At 74.9% G+C, this 15171-nt stretch carries 14 protein-coding genes and 1 pseudogene; 6 read left to right on the top strand and 9 right to left on the bottom strand.

Annotated elements, in window-relative coordinates; genetic code table 11:
• Positions 1-46 precede the first annotated feature (46 nt).
• Positions 47-865, bottom strand: coding sequence for an IclR family transcriptional regulator (locus VM636_RS05870; protein ID WP_159042124.1), 819 nt, complete (start codon positions 863-865; stop codon positions 47-49).
• Between the two features lie 270 nt (positions 866-1135).
• Here VM636_RS05870 and VM636_RS05875 point away from each other — a divergent pair, with 270 nt between their 5' ends.
• The 5 genes and pseudogenes from VM636_RS05875 to VM636_RS05895 all read left to right on the top strand — a co-directional run bounded on the left by VM636_RS05875 (position 1136) and on the right by VM636_RS05895 (position 6596).
• Positions 1136-2083, top strand: a complete 948-nt coding sequence (locus tag VM636_RS05875; protein ID WP_234340422.1) for a PDR/VanB family oxidoreductase — start codon at positions 1136-1138, stop codon at positions 2081-2083.
• A gap of 25 nt (positions 2084-2108) precedes the next feature.
• Positions 2109-3314, top strand: a complete 1206-nt coding sequence (locus VM636_RS05880) for a cytochrome P450 (protein WP_030420644.1) — start codon at positions 2109-2111, stop codon at positions 3312-3314.
• Positions 3315-3730: 416 nt separating this feature from the next.
• Positions 3731-5098 (top strand): MFS transporter, encoded by a 1368-nt coding sequence (locus tag VM636_RS05885; protein WP_078855964.1) that lies wholly within the window; start codon positions 3731-3733, stop codon positions 5096-5098.
• Positions 5099-5388: 290 nt separating this feature from the next.
• A pseudogene (locus VM636_RS05890) lies at positions 5389-5667 on the top strand (aldehyde dehydrogenase family protein); the annotation flags it as partial.
• 56 nt (positions 5668-5723) lie between these two features.
• Positions 5724-6596: an NAD(P)-dependent oxidoreductase gene (locus VM636_RS05895; RefSeq protein WP_030420641.1), complete on the top strand. Its 873-nt coding sequence runs from the start codon at positions 5724-5726 to the stop codon at positions 6594-6596.
• A 50-nt stretch (positions 6597-6646) separates the two neighbouring features.
• On the opposite strand, the gene VM636_RS05900 is transcribed toward VM636_RS05895, so the two are convergent.
• The 7 genes from VM636_RS05900 to VM636_RS05930 form a co-directional block, all read right to left on the bottom strand.
• A complete protein-coding gene (locus VM636_RS05900; protein WP_030420640.1) occupies positions 6647-6949 on the bottom strand; it encodes a hypothetical protein in 303 nt (100 codons plus the stop codon).
• A 99-nt stretch (positions 6950-7048) separates the two neighbouring features.
• On the bottom strand, positions 7049-7561 hold the full coding sequence (locus tag VM636_RS05905; RefSeq protein ID WP_338483703.1) for a hypothetical protein: 513 nt from the start codon (positions 7559-7561) through the stop codon (positions 7049-7051).
• A 220-nt stretch (positions 7562-7781) separates the two neighbouring features.
• A complete protein-coding gene (locus VM636_RS05910) occupies positions 7782-8531 on the bottom strand; it encodes an SDR family NAD(P)-dependent oxidoreductase (protein WP_338483705.1) in 750 nt (249 codons plus the stop codon).
• 193 nt (positions 8532-8724) lie between these two features.
• Positions 8725-9528, bottom strand: a complete 804-nt coding sequence (locus VM636_RS05915) for an SDR family oxidoreductase (RefSeq protein WP_030420638.1) — start codon at positions 9526-9528, stop codon at positions 8725-8727.
• Between the two features lie 77 nt (positions 9529-9605).
• Positions 9606-10994 carry an MFS transporter gene (locus tag VM636_RS05920; protein WP_078855963.1) on the bottom strand — a complete coding sequence of 463 codons (1389 nt, stop codon included), beginning with the start codon at positions 10992-10994 and terminating at the stop codon, positions 9606-9608.
• Positions 10991-11884, bottom strand: coding sequence for a polysaccharide deacetylase (locus VM636_RS05925; protein ID WP_030420636.1), 894 nt, complete (start codon positions 11882-11884; stop codon positions 10991-10993). Before VM636_RS05925 ends, VM636_RS05920 begins: the two co-directional genes overlap by 4 nt.
• Positions 11885-12095: 211 nt before the next feature.
• Positions 12096-13097, bottom strand: coding sequence for an asparaginase (locus VM636_RS05930; protein ID WP_078962665.1), 1002 nt, complete (start codon positions 13095-13097; stop codon positions 12096-12098).
• A gap of 292 nt (positions 13098-13389) precedes the next feature.
• On the opposite strand from VM636_RS05930, the gene VM636_RS05935 reads away from it, so the two are divergent.
• Positions 13390-14472 carry a substrate-binding domain-containing protein gene (locus VM636_RS05935; protein WP_051821466.1) on the top strand — a complete coding sequence of 361 codons (1083 nt, stop codon included), beginning with the start codon at positions 13390-13392 and terminating at the stop codon, positions 14470-14472.
• Positions 14473-14615: 143 nt separating this feature from the next.
• On the opposite strand, the gene VM636_RS05940 is transcribed toward VM636_RS05935, so the two are convergent.
• A complete protein-coding gene (locus VM636_RS05940; RefSeq protein ID WP_338483711.1) occupies positions 14616-15077 on the bottom strand; it encodes a DUF6299 family protein in 462 nt (153 codons plus the stop codon).
• Between the last annotated feature and the right edge of the window lie 94 nt (positions 15078-15171).

Raw genomic sequence — 15171 nt, forward strand, 5'->3', positions numbered from 1 at the left:
GCGACGGGGGCGCGCGCTCGCTTCCGCCCCCGCGGGCCCCGCTCCCCTACGCCGCCGGTCCGCCCCTGACTGCCAGGCGGCCCGCCTCGCGGGCGATGCTGCGCGCGGCGATCTGGAGCACCGGCACGATGGCGGCGGGCCGGGGCCGGGTGCCCACCGTGACCACGCCGAGCGCGGCGAGGACCGAACCGTCGGCCGCCGTGACCGGGACCGCGATGCCGTGGGCGCCCCGGACCGCCTCCTCCAGCGTCACCGCGTACCCCTTGCGCCGCACCTGTTCCAGCTCGCGGCGCAGCCGGGTCGGGTCGGTCACCGTGTTCGGGGTGAGCCGCTGCGGGTTGGCGAGCGCGGCCCCGGCCAGTTCCGGGGGCCCGTAGGCGAGGAACGCCTTGCCCCCGGCGCTGGCGTGCAGCGCGAGCCGGTCGCCGACCCGGTGCAGGGCCCGCCCCGGCTGGGTGCCGGAGATCCGCTCCAGCAGCAGCGCCTGGTCGCCGTCGAGGACGAAGAGGTTCACCACGTGCTTGGTCAGGAACAGCACGTCGTGCATGTACGGGGCCGCCAGTTCGGCCAGTCCGTGGTGGCTCTCCGAGAGCAGCCCGAGGGACCACAGCTTGTGCCCGATGCGGTAGCGGCTCCCGGTGCGCAGCAGCCCGCCCCATTCGACGAGTTCCCCGACCAGGCGGTGGCAGGTGGCCACCGGCAGCCCGCTGCGGCGGGAGATGTCGCTCAGGGACAGCTCGCAGTGGTCGGAGTCGAAGGTGTCCAGGATTCTCAGGGTGCGGGCGGCGACGGACTTCGGCACCGGCCCCGCGGAGCCGCCGGACGGCTCCCCCCGCTCGGCGGTCCGCTTGTCCAGGGAACTCATGAAACCGCACATTACGGCCCATGGAGGGCGAAGAAAAGCCCGGACGAACGGAAAGCCGCTGGTCGGAGCGGAGCGGTGAGCACGGCGTCGGAGACGGTGCCCGGCGGCCGGGCGAGGCGGGTTCCACTGAGTGGAAAGCGGCGCGGAAAGGGACTCCGCGGTACCTAGCATTCCCGCACCGGGCGACACCGCGTCGCCCGGTCCCCGAGTACCACGTGAGAAAGCAGGCTGCAGATGGGCGGACTCAGTGCGCGCACGGAGGACGGCTCCGTGCCCCGTACCCGTGAGGTGGTCGCGGCGCGCGTGGAACGGGTCGCCGACGGCGTGGTCTCGCTGGTCCTCGTCACCCCGGACGGATCGCCGTTCGAGCCCTGGGAGCCCGGCGCCCACGTCGACGTCCACCTCGGCGGCGGCCTGGTGCGCCAGTACTCGCTGTGCTCCTCCCCGGGCGACCTGTCGCATCTGCGGATCGCCGTGCTGGACGTCCCCGGTTCGCGGGGCGGCTCCCGGTGGGTGCACCGCGAGCTGAACGCCGGGGACACCCTGGAGATCTCCGAACCGCGCAACAACTTCCCCGTCCGCGACTCCCGCAAGTACCTCTTCCTCGCCGGCGGCATCGGCATCACGCCGCTGCTGCCGATGATCGAGCGCGCCGAGCGGGCCGGCCGGGAGTGGCGGCTCGTCTACGGCGGCCGGTCCCGCGCCGCGATGGCCTTCGCCGGGCGGCTCGTGGACGCCTACGGGGACCGGGTGGAGCTGGTGCCGGAGGACGAGCGGGGCCGCATGGACCTCGGGTCCGTCCTGGCCCTGCCGCGCGCCCACACGCTGGTGTACGCCTGCGGTCCGGGCGGCATGCTGCGCGCCGTGGAGGAGCTGTGCATGGGCTGGCCGCCGGGCACCCTGCACACCGAGCGGTTCGCCGCCGCCGCGCTCGGGCCCGGTGCCACGTCCGGCCCCTTCGAGGTCGAGCTGGCGCGCAGCGGCAAGACCGTGTCGGTGTCCGCCGAGCGGACGGTCCTGGAGGCGGTGGAGGACGTGGGCGTGCGCGTCCTGTCCTCCTGCCGGCAGGGCCTGTGCGGCACCTGCGAGACCGCGGTGCTCTCCGGCGAGCCCGAGCACCGCGACGCCGTCCTGACCGACGACGACGCCGGTTCGACCATGATGATCTGCGTCTCGCGCGCCGCCGCCGGCTGCGACCGGCTCGTCCTCGACCTGTGAGATCCCTGCCGAAGAGGTTCCCCTCATGACCATCGCACCTGCCGGGGGCGTCGTGACGCTCCCCGACGACCCCTTCTCGCCGGCGAACATCGCGGACCCGTACCCGCTGCTGGCACGGCTGCGCGAGCACGGCCCCGTGACCTGGCTGGAGACGTGCGGCGCGTACGCGGTCGCCGGCTTCGAGGAGGTCTACGAGGTCCTCACCGACTTCGAGACGTACTGCTCCTCGGGCGGGCTCGGCCCCCGGGACATCCGCCGGGACGCGGGCTGGCGCCCGCCGAGCATCCTGGAGTCGGACCCGCCGGTCCACACGGTGATGCGGCGCGCGCTGACCGGTGTCATCAACCCGGCGACGGTCCGCCCGTTGCGGGAACGTTTCACCGGGCCGGCGGAGGAGATCGCCGCGGAACTGGTGGGCCGCGGCGAGTTCGACGTGGTCAAGGACCTCGCCGAGCGCTACCCGCTGCGCGTCTTCCCCGACGCGGTCGGCATCCCCGAGGAGGGCCGGGAACACCTGCTGCCCTACGGCAACATGGTGTTCAACGCCTTCGGCCCGCGGAACGACGTCTTCGAGGACGCCTTCGCCGACGCCGACGCGCACAGCGCCGCGATCCTGCGCAACTGCGCCCGGGAGAACCTGGACGACACCGGCTTCGGCGCGCGCATCTGGGAGCGGGTCGAGGACGGGCTGATCAGCGCCGAGCAGGCCGCCCTGCTGGTCCGGGCGCTGCTGTCGGCCGGTGTGGACACCACGGTCTTCGCCATCGGCAACACCCTCGCCTGCCTGTCCCGGACGCCGGGGGCGTGGGCGGCGCTGCGGGACGATCCGTCGCTGGCCAAGTTCGCGGTGGACGAGGCACTGCGGCTGGAGTCGCCGTTCCAGAAGTTCCACCGGACGACGACCGCCCCGAGCGTGCTGGGCGGGGTGGCGATCCCGGAGGGCGCGAAGCTGCTGCTGTTCATCGGCGCCGCCAACCGCGACCCGCGCAAGTGGGGCGCCGACGCCGACCGCTACGACCTGGACCGGCAGGCGTCGGGCCACGTCGCCTTCGGCATGGGGCTGCACCAGTGCGTCGGCCAGCCGATCGCCCGGCTGGAGATCGAACTGGTCCTGCGGGCCCTCGCCGCGCGCGTCGAGACCATCGAGCCGGCCGGCGAACCGGTCCCCCTCGTCCACAACGTGCTGCGCGGCTTCGCGTCCCTCCCGGTCCGGGTCACCCCCCGCTCCTGACGGACGCGGCCGGGCCGCGGGGGCGGGCCGGCGGGGCCCGGGCCGGTGGGCGTACGAGCGCCGTCGGCGCTCCGGCCCGCGGGCCCCTGGCCCCCCGGGGACGGGCGGGGGCGTACGGGGCCGGGACCGGGAGCCGGAGGGTCCCCGCCACCGGCCGCCCGTTCCGCCGCCCGCGCGCGGCGCCCGCCCCGTACGGGCCCCGGGACGCACGCTTCCTCCCCGCCTCCCCCTCACCACCCTCCGAGTCACCCCTCCCGCCCCGCCCGTCTCCGTGCGGGCGCGGCCGTCCAGTCCCGGTGCCGTAGCCGTACGGGCCGCCGGGCCCCGGGGCCGCCGGTCGTGCGACCGGCGGCCGCCCCGCCCCTCCCTCCCCTCGCGGTCCGCTCGCGCGGCCGTTCTCCGTTCCGGAGGCTTCCATGACGCACCAACTCACCGCGCCGGCCCCGGCCCCCCAGGTCGCGGACCCGGCGGACCCCCGCCACTGGACACCCGGGAAACGCACGTCGTACGGCTGGCTGATGGCCGTGATGCTGCTGGTCCTGATGATGATCAGTTGGGCCGACAAGGCCATCCTCGGCATCGTCGCGGTGCCGCTGATGCGCGAACTGCACATCACTCCCCAGCAGTTCGGCCTCCTGGGCAGCGCGGTCTTCTTCCTGTTCGGCGTGGCCCAGTTCGTCGCCGCGCCCATCGCCAACCGCGTGAAGTCGAAGTGGTTCCTGCTCGCGCTGTGCCTGATCTGGGCCGTGGCCCAGGTGCCGGTCTTCGTCTTCGCCTCGCTGCCGGCGCTGTGGTTCAGCCGCGTCCTGCTGGGGGCCGGGGAGGGCCCGCTGGCGCCGATCATGATGCACGCGGTGTACCAGTGGTTCCCGAGGAAGAAGGGGGCCACGCCCGCCGCCCTCGCCTCCTCCGGGGTGACGCTCGGCATCGTCTGCTTCGCACCGGTGCTCTCCTGGATCGCCGCCGACTTCGGCTGGCGGGCGACCTTCGTCTTCCTCGCCGGGATCGGCGTGGTGTGGGCGGTGCTGTGGCTGGTGATGGGCAAGGAAGGCCCGTACACCTCGGAGCGGGCCGAGGCGGAGATCGAGGGAACGGCGCCGGTGGCCCCGGGCCCGGCGGGCGCCGCCCCGGCCGTGGCTCCGGTGCGGTACCGCGCGACGTTCCTGACACCGTCGTGGCTGCTCGCGGTCGCGTGCTCCTTCCTCGGCTACTGGACCTTCGCCCTCGCCACGTCCTGGCTGCCGACCTACTACGAGCAGGTCCTCGGCTACAGCACCCAGCACGCCGGGTCGATGATCGTCTTCCCCGCCCTGTGGGGTGCCGCCGCGACGGTGGGGCTGAGCTGGGTCACCCAGTACCTCGACGTGCGCGGGGTGCGCACCCGGGTCTCGCGGGGCGCGGTCCTCTCCGGCGCGACCGTCTTCAGCGGGCTCGCGCTGCTGTGCGGCGCGCTCGTCCCGCCGGGCACGCTCAGCGTGGTGGCGTTCACCTTCGGCTTCGGCACGGCACCGGCGCTGTTCGCGGTGACGTACCTGGTCGCGGCGGAGATGACGACGATCGGGCAGCGCGGCGCGGTCCTGCAGGTGACCAACGCGCTGCTGAGCGCGGGCGGTCTGTTCGCCCCCGCCGTCGCCGGTTTCCTGGTCGGCTCGGCGGCGACCGCGGCGGCGGGCTTCACCCACGCCTTCCTCCTCACCGCCCTGCTGCTGGTGGCCGCGGGCGTCCTCTCCCTCCTCCTCATCGACCAGCAGCGGGACCGGGCCCGGCTGGGCCTGACCGACTGACCGGCACCGGGGTGCCCGTGACGCGCGTGCTCACCGCCCGTCGCAGGCACCCTTTCGGCGTCAGCGGTGGCGCCGGGCGAGAGCCGCGCGGCCGGGATCCCGGGCCGCGGTGACCTTTCCGCCGTAGCCGCGCCGGGACCAGCGCCGCCACCGGCCGGTGTCGCCCGCCTCCGCGCCCCCTCCCGTGCCCCGCGCACCGCGCTCACCGCTCGCGGACGACTGGCCGACCAGCGCGGAGCAGCACCTCGGCGCGTTCGCGCGGCGGGGATGCCGGACCGGTCTTCGGTCCGGTCGCGTCCGTCACCCCCTTCGACACCGCCGACGAGGCGATCGCGCTGGCGAACCGGTGCGAGACGGGTCTGGCGGGATACGTCTACACCCGTGACCTCGCGCTGGGCCTGCGGGTCGCCGAACGGCTGGAGGTCGGCATGGTCGGCCTCAACCGCGGGGTCGTCTCCGACCCGGCCGCGCCCTTCGGCGGGGTGAAGGAGTCGGGCCCGGGCCGCGAGGGCGGCCACGAGGGCCTGCTGGAGTACACCGAGACCACCATGATCGCGGTCCGGTGGTGACCGGGACGGCCCAGGGCCGTCCCGGCGCCGCCGGGGCGCGGGAGAGGACAGGAGCGATGGAGGAGATCGGTTTCGTCGGGCTCGGCACGATGGGCCGGCCGATGGTGCGCCGGCTGCTGGCGGCCGGGCACCGGGTGGTGGTGTGGAACAGGTCGCGCCCCGCAGTCGACGAGATGGCCGCGGAGGGCGCGGTGCCCGCCGCGGAGTTCGCGGAGGTGTTCGACCGGCCGGTGGTGATGAGCATGCTGGCCGACGACGCGAGCCTGCGCGCGCTCCTCCTGGACGGCGGGGTGCTGGAGGCCGCCCGCTGCCGGGTGCACGTGAACCTGGCGACGGTCTCCGCCGCCTTCGCCGCCGAACTGGCCCGGCTGCACGCCGGCCGGGGCATCGGCTACGTCGCCGCCCCCGTGCTGGGCCGCGCCGAGGTCGCGGCCGTCGGGAAGCTGAACGTCCTGGCGGCGGGCGAGGCGTCCGCGCTGGACCTGGCCCGCCCGCCGCTGGAGCCGCTGGCCGGACGGATCTGGGAACTCGGGGAGGACCCGGCCCGCGCCAACGTGGTCAAGATCGCCGTCAACTTCCTGCTGGCCGGGGCGATCGAGGCCACCGCGGAGGCGACGGCGCTGGTGGAGTCGTACGGCGTGGACGCGGCGGCCTTCGCCGAGCTGCTCGGCGGCACCCTCTTCCCCGGCCCGGTGTACCGGGGGTACGGCGGCCTGATGGCGGAGCGGCGCTACGAGCCCGCCGGGTTCACCGCCCGGCTCGGCCTCAAGGACGTCGACCTCGCCCTGTCGGCGGCCCGGGAGCGCGAACTGCCGCTGCCCACCGGGAGTCTGGTGCGCGACGCCCTGCTGGAGGTCCTCGCCGCGGGCTGGTCGGAGCGCGACTGGGCCACCCTCGCCGACCTCGCCCGCCGCCGGGCGGGGCTGTAGGGGCGGAGGGGCGGAGGGGCGGAGGGGCGGGGTCAGGTGCCGGCGGGCCGTCAGGAGCCGGTGCGGACGGCCGTCCAGCGGGTGAGGTCGTGGGCGATGCCGTGGGCGTCGGCGGTGGTGACGGTCTCGTACGCCTCCCCGATCCGGCGCACGACCTCGTACCCGCCGCCGTCCGCCTCCGGGCGGAGGGTCACCGACGCGGACCAGGGCGGGTCGTCCTCGTCGGGCCGGACGACGAGGAAGGTGTTCCCCCGCCGGTCGAGGTCGCCGATCATCAGGAACAGCGCGTCCTCGGACGGGTCGTCGATCCGGTCGCCGTCCTCGCTGTCGGCCCGGTAGTACAGCTCCGCCATCGTGCCCCCCGTCAGGTGCCCTGTCCGCCCCGGCGACGCCGGACGGTGCCCGTAGCGCCGAGCATGGCACGGGGGTCCGACACTCCCCGGCCCCACGGGTCAGAGGCGGTGGTGGGCGGTCACGTGGCGGGCGGCCTCGCTCGCGCCGGGTCCCGTGATCCGGGCGTACGGCACGGGGTCCGCGGTGTCCAGCGGCGCGGCCCGGACGGTCCCGGCGGCGATGGTGACCCGCACGGCGCGGTGCGCGGCGGGGTCGGGCAGGGTGATCTCCAGCTCGGCGTCCGGCTCGGCGCGGGCGACCGCGGCACACCAGACCGCGGCGGCGGCGAGGTCCCACGCTCCGGGCAGGCCGGCCCGTTCCGCGGCCGGCGTGGCGCGCAGGGGCCGCCAGCCGGCCGGCCGCGCGCCGCGGTCCGCCGCCGCCCGCCACAGGGTGTCCAGGTCGGCGGCGTGCACGGTGCGGCCGACGCGGTCGGCGAGCAGGTACCCGGCGGAGAGCCAGGCCCGCACGCGCAGTCCGGACGCCGGTTCCAGCAGCCGGCCGGCCGCCGCCGCGCGGGCGGCGAGCACCGTACGGGTCGGGGGCGCGAGCACGTCCTCCCAGCGCGGCACGGAACGTCCTCCGCCGCAGGCTCCACACACGAGGCGGCTCACCGCCCTCTCGTTCGACGGGTCGCGGGGACACGGGGGAAGACCGTCCCGGGAGGGGACGGTCGCGGGAGCGCGGTCCCGCCACGGCGGACGGTACGGGGCGCTCCGGCAGACGGGGCGGGCGGGGCGCCCCGTACCGCCCCCGCCCCCGCCGTCGTCCGTCCGTCCGGGGCCGGCTCCGCTACGGCATGACGTCGCCGCTGTTGGGGCCCAGGGTCTGGCCGACGTAGAGGTTGCCGCCCGGGTCGGAGGCCAGCAGGACCGCGGTGGGCGCGATCTCCGCCGGGACGCCGAAGCGGCCGAGGGGCAGTTCCGCCTGCTTGGCCGCCTTCCAGTCCTCGCTGATGCCGTCCACCAGCGGCGTGAACACCGGTCCGGGGGCGATGGCGTTGACGAGGACGCCGCTCGGGGCGACCTCGCGGGCCAGGGCCTTGGTGAGGCCGATGACACCGGCCTTGGCGGCCGAGTAGTGCACCAGTCCCTCACCGCCCTTGAGGCCGAGCTGACTGGCGATGTTGACGACCCGTCCGCTGCCCCGGGCGACCATGTGCGGCACCACCCAGCGGCAGCACAGGAAGACGCTGCGCAGGTCGATGGCGATCATCTCGTCCCAGGTCTCGACGTCCATCTCGACCAGCGGGACCTCGGTGAGGATGCCCGCGGAGTTGACGAGGACGTCGGGTACGCCCAGGGTGCCGACGCAGCTCTCCACCATCTCGCGGGTCTGCTCCGCGTCGGCCACGTCCACGACGCCCGTGGCCACCTCGACGCCCTGCGCCGCGTAGCGCTCGGCCAGTTCGGCCAGCTTGCCCGCGTCGCGGTCGGCGAGGAAGAGCCGTGCCCCCTCGGCCGCGTAGGCGTCCGCGATCGCCGATCCGATGCCGCTCGCCGCGCCGGTCACCAGCGCGACCTTCTGCTGGAGGACTCCCATGCCGTTCACCTTTCCCGTCGCGGCCCGCTGCGTCGCCGCCGTGTTCCTGCCGGGCCCGGTCGTCTCCGGGCCCCTTCGTGTACCGGCCCCCCGCCCTCGCCGGGGACCGTTCCCGCGCCGCCGTGCGTCCTCCCCCGTACGTCGCCCGGCACCGGCCGGACGCCGCGGGCCGGATGCCGCCGCGGCGCGGCCGTCACTCCGGCCAGCGCACCGTGAGTCCGCCGTCCACGATGAGCTGCTGGCCCGTGACGTAGGCGGAGTCGTCGCTGGTGAGGAAGCGGATGGCGCGGGCGACCTCGTCCGCGTTGCCCACCCGTCCGGCCGGGATGCCGCGCCCGGCCCGCTCCAGCCCGGCCGGGCCGAGGGAGTTGGTCTCGTCGAGGGACTGCGGGGTCTCGATCAGCCCGGGGATGATCGAGTTGACCCGGATGCCGCGCGGCGCCAGTTCGGTCGCCAGCGACCGGCACAGCCCGAGCACTCCGCTCTTGGCGGCGGCGTAGTGGGCGTGGTCGTCCCAGCCGTACACGCCGCCGGCGATGGAGGAGATGGCCACCATGGCGCCGGGCCCGGTCATCACGGCGGCGGCGGAGCGGAAGGTGCGCAGCACGCCCGTCAGGTCGACGGACAGCATGTCGTTCCAGGCGTCGTCGTCCAGTTCGGCCAGCGCCGCCCTGCGCAGTACGCCCGCTCCGGCGACGGCGATGTCGAGGCGCCCGTAGGTGTCGACGGCGGCCTGCGCCAGGGCGTCGACCTGGGCGCTGTCGCGGACGTCGACGGCGACCGCGGTGCAGCGGCCGCCGGCGGCCTCCACCTGCCGGATCGTCTCGTCGGCGCTGTGCGGGTCCTGGGGGTAGAAGCCGACGACGCTGTGGGCGCCGGCGCGGGCGTACGCCACGGCCAGGGCGCGGCCGATGCCGCTCGCGCCGCCGGTGATGACGGCGACCTTGCCGGCCAGCCCGTCGTCCCGGGCGGGGGCGGTGTGCTCGTGGGAGGACATGTCCTGCCTTTCGTGGAGTTCCCGGTGCGTGGCGGGTGCGGGCCGCCACGCACCGGGAAGCGGGAGGGAGGGGCCGGTCAGGCGGCGGCCGGGGCGACGGGGGCGTCGTCCTCGTCCTGGCTGACCTTGCGCGCGCCGAGCATCAGGACGCCGGAGAGGAACATCCCGAGCGCGCCCGCGACGAACGCGGCGGTGGTGGCGTCGGCGCCGAAGCCGATGACCAGGCTCAGCAGGGCGGAGCCGAGGATCGCGCCGACCGGGCCCATCACGTGGGCGGTGTTGGAGCCGATGCCGCGGACCCGGGCCGGGAACGACTCGCCCATGTAGAAGAGCATCGCCGAGTAGGGGCCGTTCAGGAAGAACAGTCCGAGGGCGTACATGGGGATGACGTAGGCGCTGTTGTCCGGTCCGAAGAGCATCGCGGTCATCACGATGCCGCCGATGGTCCAGCCGGCCATGATGGTGGTCCGCCGGCCGATCCGGTCGCCCAGGTACCCGTGGAAGAGGTAGCCGAGGAAACCGGCGAGGTTGGCCAGGATCAGCACGACGAGCGCGCTGGAGAACGAGACGCCCTTGCCGTCGGTGAGCACGGTGGTGCCGAGCACCGAGAAGACCTGGATGCCCATCCAGTTGAAGAGCCACGCTCCGGAGAGGCACAGGGTGTGGCGCCGCAGGTCCGGGGCGAAGAGCTGGCGCAGGCCGGACTCGTTGTCACGGCTGATGTCCAGGTTGTACAGCTCCGCCAGGCGGGCCGCGTCGGTCTCGCGGCCGGCCGCGCGCAGTTCCCGCGTCCGCTTGAGCGCGACGAAGGACGGCGACTCGCGGAGCTTCGACCCGGCGATGAGGATGACCACGACCGGGAAGGTGGCGAGCAGGAAGATCCAGCGCCAGCCCATGAGCGGCAGCAGCACGGCCGCGAACGCCGCCGCGAGGAGGGCGCCGACCGGCCAGCCGCTCTGCACGAAGCTGAACATGAAGCCGCGGCGCCGGCTCTTGCCGTACATCTCGTTGAGGTAGACGCTGTTGACGACTTCCTCGGAGTAGCCGAGGCCGGAGATGGCCCGGACTCCGATGAGCGAGGCGGCGCCGCCGACCAGGGCGGTGAAGCCCGAGGACAGCGCCGCGCCCGCGGTGGTGACGATCAGGCTGGGCTTGCGTCCCCACCGGTCGAGCATGGGGCCGACGAGCAGCGAGACGACGAAGGTGCCCACGGTGACGCCGGTGGCGATGGCCGTGGCCTCACCGGTGCTCCAGCCGAACGTCTCGGAGATCTTCGGCAGCAGCGTGCCGAAGAGCACGAAGTCGTAGACCGAGAAGACCCAGGCCAGGAAACAGACCACCGTGGTGGTCATGATGGTCCGGCGGCTGAGGGTGGGCGGGCCCTTGAACAGGACCTCGTCCGAGGGGGCCCCGCCGCGGGGCCACTCGGTCTCGTCGACTATCTCGGGGGGAGGCGCGGTGGTCATCTGCTGTCGCCCTTCTGACGGGGGTTGCGGGCGGCGAAGTCGTCCGCGATCTGGTCGAAGGTCACCCAGCGGACGCCTTCGTGGGAGTTGATGTGGTCGATGAGCCGCTCCAGCATCAGCAGCACCTGGGGCCGGCCGGAGACGTCGGGGTGGATGGTCATGGTGAAGACCGCGTGGTCCATCTCCCGGTAGACCCAGTCGAACTGGTCGCGCCACATCTGCTCGATGTCCCGGGGATTGACGAAGCCGTGGCTGTTCGGGCTGGCCTTGATGAACATCATCGGAGGCAGGTCGTCGAGGTACCAGTTGGCGGGGATCTCGATGAGGTCCGTCTCCTCGCCGCGGACCAGGGGCTTCATCCAGGTCTCGGCGGGCGCGCTGTAGTCGATCTTCGTCCAGGAGTCGCCGACCCGGACGTAGTACGGCTCGAAGTCGCGGTGCATCAGGGAGTGGTCGTACTTGATGCCGCGTTCCAGCAGGAGTTCGTTGGTGACGGGGCTGAACTCCCACCAGGGGGCCACGTATCCGGTGGGGCGGCGGCCGGTGCGGCTCTCGATCAGCTCGATGGAGCGGTCGAGGACGGCGGCCTCCTGCTCGCGGCTCATGGCGATCGGGTTCTCGTGGCTGTAGCCGTGCACGCCGATCTCGTGGCCGGCGGCGACACAGGCGTCGAACTCCTCGGGGAAGGTCTCGACGGAGTGGCCGGGCCAGAAGAACGTCTGGGTCAGACCGCGGCGGCGGAACAGCTCCACGAGGCGCGGCACGCCCACCTCGCCCGCGAACAGGCCGCGGGAGATGTCGTCGGGAGAGTCCTCGCCTCCATAGGAGCCGAGCCAGCCGCCGACGGCGTCGACGTCCACTCCGAAGCCGACGAGAATTTCCTTGGTCATCGAGCGTCTCCTTGCCTGAGGGCGTGGGTGTGGATGAGGGATCGGGGGGATCGAGCGGGGTGGATCAAGCGGGGGGGCAGGGGCCCGGCCGGGGGTGGGGGGCCGGGAGGTGGGGGCTCCGGCCGAGGGGGAGCCGGGTCGAGCGGGGAGGGTGGGCCGGGGATCGAGCGGTGGGTCGGGGGGGCGGGGGACGGGGGGCCGGACGGGGAGGTCAGTCGCCGGGGGTGGCGAGCGGGTCCCGCCCGGCGAGCCAGGCGCGGACCAGTTCCCGCGGCGAGCGGTCCGGTACGGCGCTGGCCGCGGCCAGCAGGAGGCGGGCCTGCCAGGGGCTGAGGTCGTCGGCGAAGAGGGCGCCCACCCGTCGCAGCTCGGCGCCGCCGCCCGCGTAGAGCGGGGCGACCGGGCCCGAGTGGACACGTGAGCTGATGAGCACGGGGTGACCCGCGGCGACCGCCTCGGCGACCGCCTCGACCAGTTCCGGACCGGCGTTGCCCGCCCCGGCCGCGGCCACCACGACCCCGGCGGCGCCGGCCTCCAGGCTGGCCCGGACGAAGAGCCCGTCCGCGCCCGGGTACACCGGTACGACGTCCACCCTGGGCAGGCGCGGCAGGTTCGGGTCCACCGGGAGCCGCGGGCTCGGGGCGGGCCGGGCCAGCGGCACGACGCGCCCGTCGACCACGCGCAGCGCCGGTCCGCGTCCGGGGGCGGCGAAGGCGTGGGCCGACATGGTCTCGCTCTTGCGCACCCCGCGGGCGGGGAAGGCGAAGCCGTCGAAGACCAGCAGTGTGCCGAGGCCGCGGGCCGCGTCGTCGGCGGCCACCGCCAGGGCGTCGCCCAGGTTGGCCGGGCCGTCGGCGGCGCGGTCGTCGAAGGGGCGCTGGGCCCCGGTCAGCACGATCGGCCGCGGGTCGTCGAAGAGCAGGTCGAGCAGGAAGGCGGTCTCCTCCATGGTGTCGGTGCCGTGGGTCATCACGACCCCGTCGGCGCCGTCGTCGAGGGTGGTGCGCACCTCGCGGGCGAGCGCCAGGAGATCGCCGGTGTCGAAGGCGTAGCTGCCCCGGGTGACCACGTCCCGGGTGCCGACCTCGGCGTGCTCGGGGAGCGGGCCCACGGACGCGACCAGCTCCTTCGCGAGCACGGTTGCCCGGCGGCCCTCCGCCCCGGACCGGCTCGCGATGGTTCCGCCGGTGGCCACGACCTGGATACGACGCATGGACCTCTCTCCGCTTCTTCGCAATCGATTGCGGTGAGGCTATGCAAACGATTGCCCTCAGGTCAATGGGTGGCGCACACTTGCCTGGTCCGACCGTTCGGGTGTGTGCGAAGCTCAGGGGCGCCGGAAGACGCCGACTGGGGGTTTCCCGCAGAATCCGACAGAATCCACGGGAATCCGAGGTCGGCCGGCGCACCGGCCGGAACGGGGCGCGCGACGGACCCCGGGTCCGGCCCGGGATCCGGCGCACCGTCCGGGTCCGGCACACGGTCCGAGAAGAGGGGTAGCGGGAGTGGAGCGGCAGGCAACGCGGGCGGCGGCCGGCACACGGGCCGGCAGTGCTCCGGTCACCCTCGCCCAGATAGCCCGGCAGGCGGGGGTGCACGTCTCCACCGTGTCCCGGGCGCTCAGCACCGACGAGGCGGTGCGCGGCGGGGTGGCGACGGAGACCGCCGCGCAGATCCGCGCGCTCGCCGAGGAACTGGGCTACCAGCGCGACCCCGCCGGGGCGGCACTGCGCACCGGACGCTCGCGGATGCTGGGCGTGCTCGTCCCCCGGCTGACCGACATCGTGCTGGCGACGATCTACGAGGGGATCGACGCCGCCGCCGCGACGGCCGGCTACCACACCGTGGTGGCGAACACCGGCGACGAACCCGAGATGCAGCGGCGCCGCGCCGACGCGCTCCTCGCCCGCCGGGTCGACGGCCTGGTGCTGGGCGACGCGCGCTCCGACTGCGACCTCGTGGCCGAGCTGGCCCGGCGGCGCATCCCGCTGGTGCTGGTCTCGCGCCGGCTGCCCGGCCGGGTCTCGGTGACCACGGACGACGTCCTCGGCGGGCGGCTCGCCGCGGAGCACCTGCTCGGCCTGGGGCACCGCCGGGTCGCCGTGGTGGCCGGCGAGCGCTACGCGAGTACGGGGGTGGAGCGCACCCAGGGCTTCCTGGACGCGTTCGCGGCGGCGGGGCTGCCGGTGCCGGAGAGCCATGTCGTCCCGTCCCGGTTCGACGTGCCGGGCGGCCGGGCCGCCGCCGAGCACCTGCTGGGCCTGACCCCGCGCCCCACGGCCGTGTTCGCGGTCAACGACTTCGCGGCGGTCGGCGTGATGGCCGCCGTCCGCGACGCCGGGCTGACGGTCGGTCAGGACGTGGGCGTGGTCGGCTACAACGACGTACCGCTGGCGGCGGCCCTGCCGGTCTCCCTGACCTCGGTGCGCTCGCCGATGTACCGGATGGGCGAGGTCGCCGCGACGACGCTCGTCCACATGCTCGACGGCAAACCGGGCCGCTCCCGGCGGCTGCGCCCCACCCTGGAGGCGCGCGCCTCGACCCTCGGCGGCTGCCCCTCCCGCACCGCTCCCGGCCCAGCGGACTGACCGGGGGACGACGGCGGCACGCCGGAACCCACCGGACACGGGCACCGGCACCGGCAGCCACACCGGCGCCGGTGACGACACCGGTCCGGCCGTCGCCTCCGCGCTCTGGGTACGCGGGCCCCCGCCGAGCACGCCCGGCCCGGTCAGCCGTGGGCCAGGGTGACGGTCCGGTGGCCGGCCGCGTGGAAGCCGGGCAGGGGGATCACGCCCTGGGTCCGCAGCTCCATGACGGTGGCCTCGACCTCGGCCGCGCCCGCCCGCAGCGCGTCGGCGGACAGGTGCGCCGTGTTCCGCCAGCGGTGGTCCCGCCCGTCGCACACCGCGCGGGTGCCGCCGACGCCGCGGCGGACGGCGGAGGGGTCCTGGCGCACGGAGGCGCTGACGAAGACGGGCCCGGTGGCGTCGGAGCAGCGGTAGGTGCCGCTGAGGGTGACGGCGCCCTCGGGGGTGAGCACGCCCACCGGGTCGACCGTGACGCTCTCACCGGGCGCGGCAGACGCCGGGGCGGAGTGCGCGGAGGCGGCGGAGGCCGGGGCCGCGGGGGCGGCACAGGCCAGGCCGAGGAGCAGCAGCGCGGCGCCGGACACCAGGCGGGGTACGGGCACGGGGAACCTCCCGAGGGGGACGTCGGTGGGGGTTACCAGCAGTACCCGCCCCTCGGGCCGCCCGCCATGAACGTCACCCCTTCGGGGCGAGTCC

It is taken from the genome of Streptomyces sp. SCSIO 75703, from assembly GCF_036607905.1.
Classification (GTDB): Bacteria; Actinomycetota; Actinomycetes; order Streptomycetales; family Streptomycetaceae; genus Streptomyces.

Bases quoted from the DNA above. Each gene is read 5' to 3' on its own strand.
- VM636_RS05910 (WP_338483705.1), bottom strand. From the start codon at position 8,531: ATGGGAGTCCTCCAGCAGAAGGTCGCGCTGGTGACCGGCGCGGCGAGC.
- VM636_RS05915 (WP_030420638.1), bottom strand. From the start codon at position 9,528: ATGTCCTCCCACGAGCACACCGCCCCCGCCCGGGACGACGGGCTGGCC.
- VM636_RS05920 (WP_078855963.1), bottom strand. From the start codon at position 10,994: ATGACCACCGCGCCTCCCCCCGAGATAGTCGACGAGACCGAGTGGCCC.
- VM636_RS05930 (WP_078962665.1), bottom strand. From the start codon at position 13,097: ATGCGTCGTATCCAGGTCGTGGCCACCGGCGGAACCATCGCGAGCCGG.
- VM636_RS05880 (WP_030420644.1), top strand. From the start codon at position 2,109: ATGACCATCGCACCTGCCGGGGGCGTCGTGACGCTCCCCGACGACCCC.
- VM636_RS05925 (WP_030420636.1), bottom strand. From the start codon at position 11,884: ATGACCAAGGAAATTCTCGTCGGCTTCGGAGTGGACGTCGACGCCGTC.
- VM636_RS05900 (WP_030420640.1), bottom strand. From the start codon at position 6,949: ATGGCGGAGCTGTACTACCGGGCCGACAGCGAGGACGGCGACCGGATC.
- VM636_RS05895 (WP_030420641.1), top strand. From the start codon at position 5,724: ATGGAGGAGATCGGTTTCGTCGGGCTCGGCACGATGGGCCGGCCGATG.
- VM636_RS05885 (WP_078855964.1), top strand. From the start codon at position 3,731: ATGACGCACCAACTCACCGCGCCGGCCCCGGCCCCCCAGGTCGCGGAC.
- VM636_RS05870 (WP_159042124.1), bottom strand. From the start codon at position 865: ATGAGTTCCCTGGACAAGCGGACCGCCGAGCGGGGGGAGCCGTCCGGC.